Annotated in this window: 9 protein-coding genes; 3 read left to right on the top strand and 6 right to left on the bottom strand. The window is 52.3% G+C overall.

Features of this window, described 5'->3' with window-relative positions:
• Positions 1–25: 25 nt before the first annotated feature.
• Positions 26–2,056: a beta-galactosidase gene (locus H70357_RS04500; RefSeq protein WP_038586236.1), complete on the bottom strand. Its 2,031-nt coding sequence runs from the start codon at positions 2,054–2,056 to the stop codon at positions 26–28.
• A 118-nt stretch (positions 2,057–2,174) separates the two neighbouring features.
• Between H70357_RS04500 and H70357_RS04495 the strand changes: the two genes are divergently transcribed.
• Positions 2,175–3,011 carry an AraC family transcriptional regulator gene (locus tag H70357_RS04495; RefSeq protein WP_442950456.1) on the top strand — a complete coding sequence of 279 codons (837 nt, stop codon included), beginning with the start codon at positions 2,175–2,177 and terminating at the stop codon, positions 3,009–3,011.
• A gap of 278 nt (positions 3,012–3,289) precedes the next feature.
• On the opposite strand, the gene H70357_RS04490 is transcribed toward H70357_RS04495, so the two are convergent.
• The 4 genes from H70357_RS04490 to H70357_RS04475 form a co-directional block, all read right to left on the bottom strand.
• Entirely contained in the window at positions 3,290–5,296 is a 2,007-nt protein-coding gene (locus H70357_RS04490; protein ID WP_052091817.1) for a beta-galactosidase, read from the bottom strand.
• 157 nt (positions 5,297–5,453) lie between these two features.
• Entirely contained in the window at positions 5,454–6,761 is a 1,308-nt protein-coding gene (locus H70357_RS04485) for an ABC transporter substrate-binding protein (protein WP_038586233.1), read from the bottom strand.
• A gap of 59 nt (positions 6,762–6,820) precedes the next feature.
• Positions 6,821–7,654, bottom strand: a complete 834-nt coding sequence (locus H70357_RS04480) for a carbohydrate ABC transporter permease (RefSeq protein ID WP_038586231.1) — start codon at positions 7,652–7,654, stop codon at positions 6,821–6,823.
• Entirely contained in the window at positions 7,654–8,535 is an 882-nt protein-coding gene (locus H70357_RS04475) for a carbohydrate ABC transporter permease (protein ID WP_038586228.1), read from the bottom strand. Before H70357_RS04475 ends, H70357_RS04480 begins: the two co-directional genes overlap by 1 nt.
• 133 nt (positions 8,536–8,668) lie before the next feature.
• Here H70357_RS04475 and H70357_RS04470 point away from each other — a divergent pair, with 133 nt between their 5' ends.
• Both H70357_RS04470 and H70357_RS04465 read left to right on the top strand, forming a co-directional pair.
• Positions 8,669–10,492 carry a cache domain-containing sensor histidine kinase gene (locus H70357_RS04470; protein ID WP_038586225.1) on the top strand — a complete coding sequence of 608 codons (1,824 nt, stop codon included), beginning with the start codon at positions 8,669–8,671 and terminating at the stop codon, positions 10,490–10,492.
• Positions 10,489–12,150, top strand: coding sequence for a helix-turn-helix domain-containing protein (locus H70357_RS04465; RefSeq protein ID WP_038586222.1), 1,662 nt, complete (start codon positions 10,489–10,491; stop codon positions 12,148–12,150). The genes H70357_RS04470 and H70357_RS04465 overlap by 4 nt, the downstream gene beginning before the upstream one ends.
• Before the next feature lie 1,262 nt (positions 12,151–13,412).
• On the opposite strand, the gene H70357_RS04455 is transcribed toward H70357_RS04465, so the two are convergent.
• Positions 13,413–14,579, bottom strand: coding sequence for an SGNH/GDSL hydrolase family protein (locus H70357_RS04455; protein ID WP_038586216.1), 1,167 nt, complete (start codon positions 14,577–14,579; stop codon positions 13,413–13,415).
• Between the last annotated feature and the right edge of the window lie 88 nt (positions 14,580–14,667).

Raw genomic sequence — 14,667 nt, 5'->3', positions numbered from 1 at the left:
GAGACAGCCCTTATTGCACTCTCGTTTAGTTCTTGTCAGACAAAATCAGGACGCCACGGCCCGGAACAACAGCGGAGCCGCTGAAGGTTTTGCCGGTCAGCAGGTCGGTGCGTTCAGCTGCGCCGATGTCTGCACTAAGATCGCCTTCTTTGTGGTTCAGCAGGAATAGATAGGACACGCCATCTTTTACACGCTGAACGGATTCAATGCCCTCAGGCGCGCTTACCAGCGGCTTAATGCCGTTCTCTTTGCACAGATTGGCAAGGAATCCTTGCAGGAATCCAACTTCAGGACTGCTGGCCACATAATAGGCCTTGCCTTCACCAAAGCTGTTCACAGTCAATACCGGCATGCCTTTGTAGAAGTCTGAGCCGTACTGCGCCAGTACCTCGGCACCTTCCGAGTGAATCAGATCGCATAGCAGATCGCATTTGTAGGAACCGCTTAACATTCCCCATTCCTTGTTCATGACGATCTCATTGCTCATTCCCGGCAGCAGGGCATCAATTTCCTCGGCCCAGATGCCGAGTACCTTGCGCAGCTCTCCAGGATAGCCGCCCACCGTAACCAGATCATTTTCGTTCACGATGCCGCTGAAATAAGTGGTAATGAATGTGCCGCCAGCCTTAACAAAGGCCTCAACCTTCTCGGCAAATCCCGGCTTGATCATATACAGCACCGGTGCGATTACAATCTTGTACTTGGACAGGTTCTCTTCAACGCCAATCATATCGGCTTCGATATTCTGCTGGTACAGTGCGTCATAATATTTGTGCACTTCGTTAACATAGTCCAGTGCTACGGATGGTCCGCTCGATAGATCAAGCGCCCAACGGTTTTCCCAGTCGTAAATAATACCGATCTGCGCCTGGCTGCGTGCATCCAGCAGTTGATCGCCAAGCTGCTCCAGCTCTTTGCCAAGTTCAGCGCATTCGCGGAAGACCCGGGTATGCTCATGTCCCACATGCTCGATAACCGCGCCATGATACTTCTCGCAAGCGCCGATGGACCGGCGGAGCTGGAAGAACAGGACGGTGTCAGCACCGCGCGCTACAGCCTGATAGCTCCACAGGCGCATTACGCCCGGGCGCTTCAGGGAGTTGTACGGCTGCCAGTTCTGCTGGCTTGGCGTTTGCTCCATCAGCATGAAGGGCTGGCCGTTCTTGAGGCCGCGCATCAGGTCATGCGTCATGGCCGTGTGGCTGACCGGTGTATCCAGCGATGGATAGTTGTCCCAGGAGATCACGTCCAGATGTTTGGCCCATTCGAAATAATCGAGTTCCGGATAGAAGCCCATCAGGTTGGTAGTAACAGGGATGTTGGTACTATGCTCCTTGATGGCATCGTATTCAATCTTATAGCATTCCAGCAGGCTGTACGACATAAATCTGCGGTAATCGAGGGAAATCCCCTGGAAGTTGGTGCGGTTGCCGTTCCATTCTTCGCTGAGTTCGTTCGGAACGACAATTTCTTCCCAGTCATAGAAGGTGTGCCCCCAGAAACGGGTGTTCCAGGCTTTGTTCAAGCCATCCAGGGAACCGTAGCGTTCCTTCAGCCAGACACGGAACGCAGCGGCGGACTGCTCGGAATAGTCATAGCCGCCGTACTCATTGGAAATATGCCATGCGACAAGACCCGGATGATCCTTGTAGCGCTCAGCCAGCTTGCCTGCCAGTTTAGCCGCATATTTGCGGTATACCGCACTGTTCGGATTGGAGTTATGCCGGCCGCCGAACTTGCGTTTTCTGCCCTGTACATCGACGCGGGTCACTTCGGGATAACGGTGAGCCATCCAGGCCGGATGTGCCCCGGTTCCTGTTGCCAGACATACATAGGTTCCATTCTTATATAAGCGGTCCATTAATTCATCCAGGCCGGAGAAATCATAAGTGTCTTCCGACGGCTGAATCAGTGCCCAGGAGAATACATTAATTGTGGCAACATCAATTCCCGCGAGTTTGAACATCCGTTCATCCTCAGCCCATACCGGGGCATCCCACTGCTCGGGATTGTAATCTCCACCGTACCAAATCTTTGGCAATTTATCGTTGATCACACTTCGCACATCCTTTATAGTATAAGTATATATTTATTCTAAACGGTTAACGTGTCGCTTTATATATAAAAATAAGGTCCATACATATAATAATATGGAACTACGGGAGATGATGATTGTGCCAGCGACAGCGGTACGCAGAATTGTGTTTGCCCAGGAGGGCGGACAGCAGTTACCCATTACTCTGGACAGTATGGGCTTTAACCCCGATCAGGAAAAAGTATCCCGCCCCGAAGGCTACGACACCTATCACTGGCTGCAGACGGCCCAGGGTGAAGGCATTATATATTTTGAGAACAAAAAAATCACGCTCTCCGAAGGCAGCGGCGTTCTGCTGCTGCCCGGAACTCCGCACCGCTATGAATCGCTCACTCCACATCTATGGTGCACCTATTATCTCACCTTCGGCGGCAGCTCAGCCCGGCACATCCTGGAGTCGCTGGGTATGGGCGCCAATTCCTTCTACCGGTGGGAAAGCGAAGCCCCTCTTCCTCATATGCTGAAGGAGATGCTTGACCGCCATGACGCTTCGGACGACATGTTCAGCCTGGGCGTCTCCACCGACGCTTACCGCTTCCTGCTTACCTTGAGCAAATACGGCCGGCTGCATAACAATACTTCCATTTCCCGCAATGTGGACAAGCTGCAGCCGCTGCTGAAATGGATGGATGTCCATTATGGCGATCCCGATATCGGACTTTATGATCTCGCGTCCCAGCTTGAGGTATCCGGCCGTTATCTTAACAGCCTGTTTCTGCAGACCTTTGGCCTGTCTCCCTACGCCTATTTCGTCCGCCTGCGTATCCGCAAGAGCAAGGAACTGCTTGTCACCCAGCCTGACCTGACGGTAAAAGCTATCTCAAAGCTGGTTGGCTTCCGCGATGTCAGCCACTTCGTAGCCACCTTCCGCAAGCAGTCGGCGACTACACCGGAGCAATTTAGGAAGCTCCACTAACAGCTAACAAGCGCGAAGTGCTATTGGCAAACTGGTGAGGCGCGGGAGGAGATTTATAGTCACTCCGGGGAACGTCTGACATTCAGCTGCTGCTATCTTCATGAATCCTATCTCTCACTCCGCCCACAATTACTTCTGCTGCACAAAGTGCAATTGACTTGCTTGCCCCTGCCTTGTACGCGGAATCTAATGTACAAACTGCAATGAAATAGTTAATGAAAGCCAACCTCGCTCCCCTGAGCCTAAGTACAACGAGTCTGTTGCTTTCACCCTTCCTGCTACTCCGCCAGCTCCAGAATCTCCACCCCGTAAGCCTCCATCCGCAGCTCGCCCGAGCGGATCTCACCGTTATAGAGCACGCTAGGGTAACTGCCCGGCAGCGGCACGGTTTGCGGCATCCGGTTCAGGTTCAGCAGGAACAGGAAGCTGCCGTTCTCTCCGCTGCGGATTGTGGCCTGTACGCCATCCGGCAGACCGGCAAAGCGGGTTACTCCGTACTTACCGGCCAAATCGGCCAGCAGCAGTGACCAGTAGCGTTCTTCGGCATGGGTTCCGAAGTAATACACCTGCCCTTTCCCGAAGCTGTTGACAGTGACAGCCGGAATTCCGGCGTAGAAATCATCGCCGTACCAGGCGACAGGCACCGCCGTGACCGGCGTCAGCAGATCGCACCACTGGCTGCATTCGAAGGAGTTCCCTTCAGGGTCCACTAGGGTATGGATTTCCAGGCCGACGGGATCATATTCGTCAACCCGGACACCTGCTGCACGGCTTAACAATCCCGGCAGCGGCTGCATGACGCAGATGTTGTTACTGTCCTTAACGCCGCTGCGGTTCGTCAGAAGGAGTAGACCGCCTGCCGCCGCATAAGCTTCAAGCTGCTCCGCAAGCATCTCGTCCAGCACGTACAGGCTTGGTGCGATGACAATTTTATAGCCGCCCAGCGGTTCCCCGGCACGGATTACATCGCAGCCAATCCCGAGCTTCGTAAGTGCCCGGTGAACCTGCTTGATGTTCCCGTAATAGTCCAGACCCCCGGCCTGTGGCTGGATGTCCAGCGCGGCCTTCTGCTCATGGGAATGCAGAATCGCCACTTCATGCTTCAGCACAGTCCCCTGCAGCCTGCCGCTGAGGCCGTTTACTTCTCCGCAGAGCTGGCTGAACTCGGCGAATCGGCGGCCCGGCACATTGCTGTGATCAATCAGGCCATGCCAATATTGCTCGGCCCCGGCGACAGCACTTCTCCAGCGAAAATGCACGATCGTATCCGCTCCTCTGGCAATCGCCTGCCAGGCATAGGCGCGGATAAAACCCGGATACGGTGTCCGCCACATCGGCATCCAGCAGCCCGGTGAGCCACTGAGCTGCTCCATGATCCAGAAGTTCTGCCGTTTAATCCCGCGAGTGACGTCCAGAGACAGCGCTCCGCTATAGGGCGTTGTCTCTTGTTTGTCCGGTGAGGTGTTCGGATAATAGTCGAATGCCGCCACATCGAGGTCGGTGCCCACTGCATACATATCCAGCCGCTGCGGATAACTGTGAAAGTTATGGGTAATAAAATGCTCCGGGCAAATCCTCCGCAGAATATCAATCTGCGTCTTCTGGAACCGGACAACCGAATCCCATTGAAAACGCTGAAAATCCAGCAGGAACGACGGATTCTGGAACGGCGAGCCGCCCAGCGGTACCGTCAGCTCATTCCAGTCGCTGTACTCCCCGCTCCAAACTACCGTTCCCCATGCTGCGTTCACGTTCTCCAGCGTGCCGTACTTTTGCCTAACCCAGCTGCGGAAAGCTTCATTGCAAGTCTCGCAGTGGCAGTCAATCATGCCGAATTCATTGTCGGTCTGCCAGCCGATCACAGCAGGATGACCGCTGTAATGGCGGGCCAGCTTTTCGATAATCCGGCTGCCATATTCCCGCAGGGAAGCGCTGTTATAACAACGGTGCCCGCGCACGCCAGGATGGAACGTCTGCCCATCGGCAAAGACCGGAAGAACATCCGGATATGTTGTAGTCAGCCAGCGCGGCGGAGTGGCGGTTGGTGTGCCGATCACTACCTGCAATCCGTACTGATGGAACAGCTCCATAGCCCGGTCCAGCCAGGCAAAATCAAAGGTTCCTTCCCTTGGCTCCAAACGGCTCCAGGCGAATTCAGCAACCCGGACCACCTTGACCCCGGTTTCCTTCATTAACTGAATATCCGCCGCCCACAAGGACTCATCCCAGTGTTCCGGGTAATAATCAACGCCGACTTGCACTGCGTTATAACTGTTCAGTGTCATATCTTCCTCTCCTCCCGTTCTCTTCCATCCATTTCCACTTTCCATCCTATCAAAAAGACGCCCCCGCTTCACATCAATGATGAGTTGGACGGGGACGTCCGGCAATCCACTTTATCCAATTACGGCCCCTATAGGGCTCTCTGTTTACGGTGAGAGGTTATTTTTTCAGCTTGTCCCAAGCAGCCTGCATGCCTTTTTCCCAGCCGGCTTCGTCGACTTTATCGGCAACCAGCTGTTGAATAACGCTTGCGAATTCCTGTGTTACGCCATCAGGGAATTTAGAGGATTGCAGACCGTACACTTTGCCATCCTGTACATATTTCCATACATCCGAACCCAGCAAACCGATATCTTCCGGAGTAGCTTCGATTGTGGACAAGGCAGGGATGAATTTCCATTTTTTAGTGATGTATTCTTTACCCATATCGGAAGTTACCAGCCAGTTCAGGAATGTCTTAGCTTCTTCTTTCGATCCGGATTCTTTGTTCACAACCAGGTTGGCAGGAATCCCAACAGTCAGCTTGTCATTTTTCTCAGCATCATCATTGATCGGCATTGGGAACATACCGATGTTCATGTCAGGTGTAATGTTGTCTATAAGTGTTTGTGCCCAGTTGCCTTCCTGCATCATAGCGGTTTCGCCGTTAGCGAACATCGCCAGGTGAGTGTTGGCATCAGTAGTCAATGAATTTTTTTGTCCGTATTTCACAGTCAGCTTAAGCAGGTTGCTCCAATCTTTGAATACTGGGTTGCCCACGATCGTGGAAGTACCTGCGTTAAGTCCGCTGATGAATTCATCTACATTGTCTTGTTGTGCAAAAGCTACGCTGATGCCCTGGTTACCCAGCAGCCACCACTCTTGATAAGCGTTGCCGAAAGGAATAACATCGATAGCCTGCAATTTTTTAGCTGCTTCTTCAAGCTCAGTGATTGTTTTTGGAGTTTCAGTAATGCCGGCTTTTTCGAACAGATCTTTGTTGTACACATAACCGATACCTTCAAGATTCATTGGCATACCGTAGGTTTTGCCGTCTTTGGTCATCGGTTCAGCCGCCAAAGGAATCAGATCCTTCACCCAAGGCTGGTCGGACAGATCTTCCAATTTATCGCCCCACAGATCCATTTCGGCATAACCGCCGTTGGAGAAAATGTCAGGAGCATCGCCGGAAGCGAATTTGGTCTTCAGCGCTGCCGCATAGTCTGCGCCACCGCCGACAGTTTGGATATCCAGCTTGATGTTAGGGTTTTCTTTTTCAAATTCAACCTTCAGTTCATTGAGGCCTTCAACGATTTCAGTCTTGAATTGGAAGATCTTAACTGTTTTAGTTTCGCCGCCTTTATTGCCAGCGCTTCCATTTTGAGCATTATTTGAAGCAGTATTGTTATTGTTGCCACCGCATGCCGCGAGCACAACAGACATCAGCAGGACGCTGGACATCATCAGTGCAGAACGTTTCTTCATCATTCTAATTTCCCCCTTGAATAAATTTACTAGCTTTAATATTTGGAACGGGGGGCCCGGTGTTAACCTTTCACCGAGCCAGCCGCTATTCCTTCAACAATGTAACGCTGCATAAACAGGTAGAATACTACGATTGGAGCTACACCAAGCGCAAGCGCCGGAAGCGCCATATCCCATTGCTTCGTGTACTGCCCGAAGAACGAGAAGGTTGCCAGCGGAATGGTCCGAAGTTCCGGTGCCTGAAGAATCAGGGACGGGAGCAGGTAGTCATTCCAGATACCGAGTGCATTCAAGACGATCGTCGTCATCAGCATCGGTTTCAACAGCGGGAGCACAATCCGGAAGAAAGCACTGATCGGATTACAGCCATCCACGGTTGCCGCTTCTTCAATCTCAAGAGGCACCGATTTAATGAAACCATGGAACAGGAAGATCGCCATCGGAACACTGATCCCCAGATTGGTGATAATCAGCCCGGCGAAGGAGTTATTAACTCCAATAATATTAACGACTTTCAGGATCGGAATCATGATCGTCTGGAAAGGAACCACCATTGCCGCTACGAACAGAAGCAGCAGAATCTGATTGAACCGTGTGTTGGCGCGAACCATACGATAAGCAGCCATAGCGCTGAACAGCGAGATAAAGACAACACTGATGACTGTGACTATGATCGAATTGCGGAAAGCTTCAGAGAAGCGGGCCAATTTCCACGCATTGGAATAGTTGGACCACATGAAGACTTCCGGCCAGCTTGCCGCGTCGCTTAGGATTTCCCCGAACGATTTCACCGAGTTCGCCAGCAGGAAATAAAACGGAGACAGGAAGAGCAGTGCAAGCAGGATCATGAATACTTCAATCCCGATATTCCATCTGCCTTTTGACTTTGCGTTCATTAAGCTTCGACCTCCTTGCTCTTCGTAACACGGACCTGAATCACAGTAATAATCGCCACAATTACGAAGAACAGCAGCGCTTTTGCAGTACCCAGACCGTAACGGTTGTTCAGGAAGGCTTCATTGTAAATATTCATAGCCACGGATTCCGTTGATTTGAACGGTCCGCCTTTCGTCAGGGAAAGGTTAAGGTCGAACATTTTGAAAGACCAGGAAATCGCCAGGAACAAACCGATGGTTACAGCAGGCATGATCAGCGGCACTACAATGTTGCGCAGCACCTGCATCCGGGAAGCCCCGTCAATCTCAGCCGCCTCCAGCACCTCTTTCGACACATTGCTGAGCGAAGCGATGTAGATTACCATCAGATAACCGGAAGACTGCCAGACAAAGACCATGACAATCGCCCAGAAGCCGGTTGTTGCATCACCGAGCCAAGGAAGATTGAAGAAGGACCAGCCAGTCATACCCCCGAGTGTTGAGAACCCTTTGATGAAGATAAACTGCCATATAAAACCAAGCAACAATCCCCCGATAACATTCGGCATGAAGAAAATGGTACGGAGCATATTACGTGTTTTTAAAGGTTTAGTTAGCAGATAGGCCAGGAAAAAGCCTACTACATTGGTCAATATAACCCCCAGCACAGTAAATCTTACTGTAAACCAGAAGGATGACCAGAAATCCGGATCATTTGTAAAAATCGCTTTAAAGTTATCAAAGCCAACCCAGCTTACATTACCAGATACGCCGTTCCAGTCTGTAAAGGAATAATACATCCCCATTAGAAATGGAATAATCGTAATCAGGGTAAAGAACAATAAGGCCGGTCCGACGAAAAAAAGCTGTTGACCAAATTGGGACAACTTATTGCCGCGCATTTACCCGTCCCCCTTTCTTTTACTCACTTACTTGTTTATGATCTAAACATATTATCCGTTTTTTTGTGGACTCCTTACACCTACGCAAGTGATCTTTGAGGTGTAAAATATTGATCGGAAGTGACAAGAATCGATGAAATGGAACAATATCCGCACCAAGCTGATCGTTTTTTTACTCCTGCCAACATTAGTCTGTATTATGGCTACGATGTATATCAGCTATTCTTATACGACAGAGTCCTTAAGGACCCGGGCCGTGGATGAGAATAAGAATCTGCTGTATCAAGGCTACAAAAATATTAATAGTCTGATCCAGGAAGTGAGCCGGCTGTCTCTGATCGCCTATTCGGATTCCGACTTCTACCGCTTGCTTGAAGCCGGATACGACGACTTGACTGCCGATATTTCGATCTATTCCTCGCTCAATTACATCTCGACCTCCATGCCTGATATTTCACAGGTGTATCTGTACGGCGTCAAAGACGGAAAGGCAACACTGGTGACACAAAATACGACACCCAAACGCTGGCAGGCAACCGCTCCTTATGCTGATTCCCAAAACACCGGCGTCTCCCAGGTTGCTGTGCAGAGCACTCACATGAGCACCGCCTACGGGGTGACTTCACCGTTTCCGCAGTTCACTTCAGAGCCTGTGTTCACGATGCATAGAAGAATTGAGAAAATCCCGTCCTCCAAGGTCCTCGGCTATTTGTCGGTGGATGTGAGACTGACTGCACTTACCGACATTGTGGATCAATTGTATGAGCAGAATCAGGAGAACGTCTATCTGGTGGATGACAGCGGAACACTGGTCTACAGCCACGATACCGAAGCTCTGGGCAAACCGCTGAATGCTACTTGGTATAATAAGCAGATTGCAGCGAATGACCGTGATCAAGGGTATTTTGAAGAAGGCGGGGCTGTATTTATTTATCAAAAAATTGAAAGTCCCGGTCTTAGCTGGACACTGGTGAAGCAAATTCCGGTATCCTACCTGTTCCGCGAAGCTAAAGAGGCGGCACAAATCAATATCCTCCTGCTGGTCCTGCTGATGATTATGATTATCGCCTTGACGATCCTCATCTCTTTCCGGATCACGGCTCCAATCAAGCAGCTCAGCCGGTACATGACCCAAGTTCAGACCGGTAATCTTGAGATTGACATCCGCCCAACGGGCAAGGATGAGATCGGCGTGGTGACTGAACATTTCCGCAACATGATGGATACGATCAACAACCTGATTTTGCGGGAATACCGGCTGGAGCTGTCCAATAAAACCAATGAGCTGAGGGCACTGCAGGCACAGATCAACCCGCATTTCCTGAACAATACGCTGCAGATTATCGGCACGCTTGCGCTTGAACTGAAGGTGCCGCAGATCTATGGCCTGCTCTCGGCCTTGGCCAAAATGATGCGGTACAGCATGTATAATGATGAGAAGATCGTGACCATCCAGAATGAGCTGGACCATGTCAAAGCCTATATTGAGCTGCAGAAGGAACGTTTTGAAAATAAGTTCAGTTTCCGCTACGATATGGAAGAATCGCTGCTCCATGCCCTGATGCCGAAGATGATTCTGCAGCCGATTGTGGAGAATTATTTCAAACACGGCTTTAATCTGTCCCGCAGTGACGGATTTATTGAGATCACAGCAGCGAAGCTGGAGTCCGGGCGGATGGAAATTAATATTCATAACAACGGCCACTCCATCCCGCCGGCCCGGCTGGAAATGCTCCGCAAGGAGCTTCAGCAGCCCGGTTCACTGGACGTCGCCACACTGAAAAGCAGTGACAGCAAACGTGATGCTCCCGGTGCAGGCATCGGCCTGGGGAACGTGCTGGCGCGGCTGCGGCTGGTATGCGGGGATGACGCAATCCTGACCGTGGACAATCTGGAGACAGGCGGAGTAATAGTCAGACTGGAAATTGAAATTCTAGTGGAGAGTGAACGGATATGAAGGCACTTATAGTAGATGATGAAGCAAGAGTCAGAAAAGCGGTAAGGCTCCTGGTTGACTGGGACGCTCATCACATTGATGAGATTCTGGAGGCGGGAAACGGCAATGAAGCGATTGAAGTCATTCGTGAGGCGAAACCGGCTCTAGTTATCATGGATATGATGATGGAATCGGGCAACGGAGTTGAGCTGATGACCTGGGTCAATGAATTCGCCGGAAACACCAAATTCATTGTGGTCAGCGGGCATAATGATTTTGACTTCGTACGCCAGACTGTCCGCAACGGCGGCATTGATTATATCCTCAAGCCGATTGAAGCTGAAGCGATCAATACCGCGGTCTTCAAGGCGGTAGCCGCCTGGCGGTCCGAGGAAGAGGAACGCAGCCAGCGGCAGCAGCAGAGCATCCGGCTGAACGAGATCAAACCGATTTACGGGGAGAAACTGCTCTCGGCACTGATAGACGTTCCCATCAATTCCGAAGCATCGCTGCGCAGACTGGTAAGCGAGGGGGTTATTCCGGGGAATGCCGAATCCTCCCGGCTGATCCTCGTACAGACAGACAGCGGGAACAATCCGCTGCTGAAACGGTTCGGCGGTGACAGCGAGCTGCTCTATTACGCCATTGTGAACATCTGCAATGAATTCCTGCACCCGCAAAACAAGGGCATCGCCTTTCGCTATTGGGGCGGCCCTCCGGAGATCGCAATCATTCTGTGGGATGTGCAGGAATCTGTAGTGGAGCTGATCAGCCGGATCAATCAGGGTATTTACCGTACCCTGCAGTTCCGGATGCACTTTGGCATCAGCAATACAGGAAGCCTGCCGCACCGGCTGCCGATGCAACGCACAGAAGCCGCCGAAGCATTGCTCCGGCGGAATTTGTTAAGTCATGAGGATTATTGCCATTTCCCTTCTTCAACCGATGCACATGGCCAGACCGTTAGTCCATCCGGGGATGGGAGCGCCAGCCACGGATCCCCCGTCATTTTCGCCCATGTTCAGGAGGATTGGAAATTGGCTGTGATCAGCGGAAACAACGAAGCGCTGTCAGACGCGGCGCAGCATTGGACCCATGAACTAAGCCGCGGAGGCGTCGTTACTCCCGAAATGCTAAATGCCTGGAAAGCCGATGTCCTGCTGTTTCGTACCCGGCTGGTGCGTGACGCTTTGGGCGTACGGGCAGACACCGCTCTGGCAGAGCTGGAGCATGCCGACCAGTTGAACCCGGCTCCTTATACCAACGGATATTCTTTCTCCCTGTTTGCCTGGCGCGATTGGTCCTTTGCCCTGATGCAGCGCCTGTCGCAAGAGCTTTCGGCCAGACAGGTCAAAGAGAGCAATCCGATGTCAGACATCGTCCGGTACGTCGAGCAGAACTATGCATCCGACCTCTCCCTGCAGGAGGTAGCCGGCAAATTCTACGTTAGCCGTGAATATGTCTCCCGCAAATTCAAACAGGAATATGGCATCAACTTCTCCGACTATATCGGCAATGTCCGCATTGAGAAGGCCAAGCTGCTGCTGCAGAATCCCAACCTGAAGCTGTCGCAAATCTCAGAAATGGTCGGTTTCCATGATGTAAAATATTTCAGCAAGGTATTCAAAAAGCAGGTCGGCAGCTCACCGAAGGACTACCGTATCCAGAAAAATATTTAAGATTGCGGGAATTGCCGTAGCAGCTCTTAGTAGCTTTTAGTAGCTCTTTAGTTAGCTCTTTAGTAGCTTAATAGCTCTTAGCAGCTCTTTGTAGCTCTTTAGTTAGCTCTTTAGTTAGCTCTTTAGTAGCTTAATAGCTCTTTTTAGCTCTTTGTGGCTACCATTATCCGGGAATTTCGCCCGATTCCGGATGCTGACTGTCCATACGGTTGGTGTCGGTACTCAGCGCTTTAACGGGAATATGCAAACTGGGAAGAACCCCTGGGTATCTATGTGAGATCTCGTAAGATTGCCGCGAGACTCCAATGAGATTTCAGTGAGTTCCCAGTCAGGTCCAAGTGATTTCCAAGTGAGATTCGGAGACCATGGATGACGGTACCCAAGGAAACCGGCAATACGATACACTTAGCGGAGAATCCTCCCGCTATTTTGCTCGAAATGCCCCTTTCGGGAGCATTAGAGGAAAAATTTACCGGTAACTTGAGCAAGTTTCCTGAAATACTTTGAATCAGCAAATTTAGCGGGAGAAATTCCCGCTCCACTATGAGTTGACCTCATAGTCAAAGAAATAGCGGGCACTATTCCCGCAATATATGCAATCCGCACCCAGGCCGCAGCGCCGCCTGCTGTATGCGGCCATACTCACCGGCGGCGGCCTGCCTTCGAGCCGCTGCCTGCAGTCTCGGCGGCGGCCTGCCTTCGAGCCGCTGCCTGCAGTCTCGGCAGCGGCCTGCCTTCGAGCCGCTGCCTGCAGTCTCGGCGGCGGCCTGCCTTCGAGCCGCTGCCTGCAGTCTCGGCAGCGGCCTGCCTTCGAGTCGCCGCCTGCAGTCCCGGCGGCGGCCTGCCTTCGAGCCGCCGCCTGTATGCCCGGCGGCGGCCTGCCTTCGAGCCGCTGCCTGCAGTCTCGGCGGCGGCCTGCCTTCGAGCCGCCGCCTGTATGCCCGGCGGCGGCCTGCCTTCGAGCCGCTGCCTGTATGCCCGGCAGCGGGCTTGCCTTCGAGCCGCTGCCTGTAGTCCCGGCGGCGGCCCGCCTTCGAGCCGCTGCCTGTATGCCCAGCAGCGGCCTGCCTTCGAGCCGCTGCCTGTATGCCCAGCAGCGGCCTGCCTTCGAGTCCCTGCCTGTATGCCCGGCAGCGGCCCGCCTTCGAGTCCCTGCCTGTATGCCCGGCAGCGGCCACCCGTCAGCTGCACCCATCACCCGTAGTAACTATCTTTACGTCTACGTTTACGGACAATGCTGAACGATTACTCCGCTCCACGCTTCAATACCATGCCAAAAAGGCTTCAGCAACAGCCTTCCCGGCGGTGCCGTTCGGATGCGGGTCATATTCGCCGCTCATGTACTCCGCTCTGATTCTGTGCTCAGCAGGGGCCGGCATAGCCAGCACGGAGGCGATGTCAAACACGCGGCTGACACCTGCAGGCGGATTCGTAAGGATCGCCATATTGACCTTACGCCACGCCTGCTCCCGCTCTTCCGCAAAGTTGAACGGCGGCACGGTGCTCAGAATAATCTCTGCCCCTCCATTCGCCTCTTTGATCTTGGCGATAATATCGCTTAAATCCCTGAGCAGCTCTTCTGCCGAACGCTGGCCGATGTCAAGATCATTGACCCCGAGCACGATTAGCACCTCATCCCCCTGCTTTGCTTTGTTCATCCACGGGCCATCTGCGGCTACATCATAAGCCCGTCCCCAGCCGGAGCCGATATTCCACAGCCCGTAATCCGTTCCCAGCCCCTCGGCAATCCGCGCAGCCCAATAGCTGTATTGATCCTTCTCTGTCCGTACCCCCTGCGTGATTGAATCACCCAGGAACACCAGCTTCTTCGCTACTTGTTTCTTGTAGCCGATATAGCTTGGCAGCACCAGCAGCTTGTCCGACAAGCTAAACGCCTCTGCCGATTCCTGCCCGGCCAGATTCCCCGGCCCGTCATAGGCTGAGACCAGAATTCCCTCCACGTTGTAGGGCAGCGTTTTGCCGGGGGATGACGTCTTAATCGTCCAGGTGAACGCCAAATAATGTCCCTCCGGCAGTTCCAGGCTCGCTTCATCGCTCCAGAAGGTTTCTCCAGCTTCAACCTGCTTCGTGCGGCTGCCCGCAAAGGTTAGCGGTACCGAAGTCCCGGCGGTTACCGTTCCATCCGGAACGCTTCCTCCGTCTGAGACGTATGCCGCTTCAATGCTCCATTCTCCGCCCGGCTCGCTTCCGTTTGCATCCTGCCCCAGATCCCAAGTCGAATCCACGCTGTTACTGTGCCAGAATTTAAGCGTCAGGCTGCCATTCTCCCGCAAACGGATGTATGTCCGGAAGGTATGGGTGAACGGCTCCGGCGAGTTCATGATATAGTTGGCCGCGCTCGATAATGCTGTTGCTGAAGAGTAGTCCGGCTGGCTGTACACTCCATTGTCTTCTATTATCCTTGTCATATGTAATCCTCCATTATTTAAGCATATCTTAGATCCTCTTAAATTAATTACCGTGTGTTCACAGCATTCAACCTATCTTCACAGCATT

Origin of the sequence: Paenibacillus sp. FSL H7-0357 (genome assembly GCF_000758525.1) — a bacterium.
Classification (GTDB): domain Bacteria; phylum Bacillota; class Bacilli; order Paenibacillales; family Paenibacillaceae; genus Paenibacillus_AQ.
Note: the sequence above shows the minus strand (reverse complement) of the source record. Positions and strands in the feature narration are given on the sequence as shown.